A 368-nucleotide genomic window follows, 5' to 3' on the forward strand; every position below is an offset into this window, starting at 1 on the left:
CTTAAATTTATATTTTTTAACTGCTTTTTCTGTGGCATTTGTCAATGTAGTTTCCAAATTTACAGTAGTAAAATCGTCTTCATTAAAAATATTATTTAATCTATCAACAAAAAAATGTAAACCATTTCTTTTCGCTTCATCTACAAATGAATCAGAATAATTGAAACTTTCATCAGTACCAAGTGTAAAGTCGCCAGCAGCACTTATTTTAATGGTTTCCTCTATTGGTTTTTGAGGTGGTGCTTTAATTGTATTTGTATGTTTAATTGGTTTGTGTACATTTTTTTGAGGATTTTCCTCATTTTTAAATTCATTACCAAATGTTATTGAATAAACATTTTTACAAACAAATAAAATTACTAAAAAAA

General features: G+C 25.5%; 1 pseudogene. It reads right to left on the reverse strand.

The features are described from left to right. Window positions 1-357 (reverse strand): annotated as a pseudogene (locus CN514_RS26125) (CapA family protein); the annotation flags it as partial. Window positions 358-368: the final 11 nt, after the last annotated feature.

Origin of the sequence: Bacillus sp. AFS001701 (assembly GCF_002559405.1) — a bacterium.
Taxonomy (GTDB): Bacteria; Bacillota; Bacilli; order Bacillales; family Bacillaceae_G; genus Gottfriedia.